Origin of the sequence: Streptomyces sp. NPDC005805 (assembly GCF_040630445.1) — a bacterium.
GTDB lineage: Bacteria > Actinomycetota > Actinomycetes > Streptomycetales > Streptomycetaceae > Streptomyces.
On record NZ_JBEXXN010000123.1, the window covers coordinates 1 to 1629 of the forward strand.

General features: G+C 79.5%; 1 protein-coding gene. It reads left to right on the forward strand.

Going from position 1 to position 1629, the window contains the following annotated elements; genetic code table 11:
• The first annotated feature begins 135 nt into the window (after window positions 1-135).
• Complete coding sequence (locus ABZ457_RS30630; protein ID WP_359164345.1) at window positions 136-1491, forward strand: MFS transporter; 1356 nt, start codon at window positions 136-138, stop codon at window positions 1489-1491.
• Window positions 1492-1629: the final 138 nt, after the last annotated feature.

Sequence of the window (1629 nt, forward strand, 5' to 3'; positions counted from 1 at the left end):
ATCAGCGGAGCTCAAGGCAGCCCCGGCGGGGGGGGGTGCGGGGGGGGGGGCGCGGGGCACCCCCCCCGGCGGCGCGGGCCCCCCCCCCCCCCCCGCCCGCACACTTTCCGCACGTCCCGAGAGGCCCCGATACGCATGCCCGCAGCCGAGGACGTCGCCGCGCCCGGCCGCGGGGACGGGCGGGAGCGGCCCGCGCACCGGGACCCGAACGTGCTGCGCTGGCTCGGCGCGTACACCGCCTCCGCCGCCGGGGACAGCGTCTACTACCTGGCCCTGACCTGGGCCGCCACCCGGGGCGGAAGCGCCGCCGAGGCGGGGGCCGTGCTCGCGGTGAGCGCCGTGCCGCGGGCCCTGCTGATGCTCGGCGGGGGCGTCCTCGCGGACCGGCTCGGCCCGCGCCGGGTGGTCGTCACCAGCGACGCGGCCCGGGCCGTGATCGTGCTGGGACTCGCCGCGCTGCTGTGGGCCTCCGCGCCCGGACTGTGGCTGCTGGCCGCCGTGGCCGTGGTCTTCGGGGCCCTGGACGCGGTCTTCATGCCCGCCGTGGGCGCCCTGCCGCCCAGGATCGCCGCCCCCGGGCAGCTCGCCCGCATCCAGGGCATGCGCGGTCTCGCCGGGCGCGGGGCCACCGTGGTCGGCGCGCCCCTGGGCGGCGTCGCGATGGCCGCGGGCGGTGCGTCCGGCGCCTTCCTGCTCGCGGGCGCGCTCTTCGCCCTCGCCCTCCCACTGCTGCTGACCCTGCGGATCGCGCCCCTGCCGGGCCCCCGGACCCCGGCGGCCGTCCCGGAGGGCCCCACCGCCCCCGGCCCGGGCGCGTCCGACGGCGACCCCGGGGCGGTGGCCGCGGCCACGGCGGGCGGGCCGGGAACGCCCCCCGGCGGATCGTTCCTGCGGGACCTGGCCGACGGCCTCCGGTACGTCCGCCGCCACCGGGTCCTCGCCCCGCTCCTCGTCGTCATCGCCGTCAGCGACCTCGGCTTCGTCGGCCCCCTCGGCGTGGGCCTCGCCCTCCTCGCCGACGCCCGGGACTGGGGTGCCGCCGGGCTCGGCTGGGTGCTCGCGGGCTTCGCCGCCGGCTCCGGGGCCGCCTCCCTGCTGCTCGCCGTACGCGGCCGGATACCCCGGGCCGGGCTGGTCATGGGCCTGGCCCTGGTCGCCGGCTCGGCCGCCATCGCGCCCCTCGCCCTGGTGCCGCACCTCGCCGTCGCCGTCGCCGTGGCGGCCGTGGTCGGCGTCCTGACCGGCGTCAGCGGTTCGCTCTGCGGCGCGCTGATGCAGACCCTCACCGAGCCCTCCCACCTCGGCCGGGTCACCTCGCTGGCGACCTTCGTCAGCCTCGGCCTCGCCCCGCTGAGTTTCCCCCTGACCGGCGCGGCCGTCGGCCTGTGGGGGACCACCCCCGTCTTCGCGGTGAGCGCGCTGGTGTGCGCGGCGGGCGCGGTGTACGGGCTGTGCTCCCCGCGGCTGCGCCGCGCCGAACTGCCCACCTGACCTGCGGGGCCCGCGCCGCGGACCCCGAGCCGGGGCGGGGACGCGCCTCAGAAAGTGTTGGGTAAGCCGTTGATCACTCGTGGTTGAGGTCTTCGGTGAGGCGTCGGGCTGCTTCGGTCTCGATGGGGCCGTGCGGCT

Bases quoted from the DNA above. Each gene is read 5' to 3' on its own strand.
- ABZ457_RS30630 (WP_359164345.1), top strand. From the start codon at position 136: ATGCCCGCAGCCGAGGACGTCGCCGCGCCCGGCCGCGGGGACGGGCGG.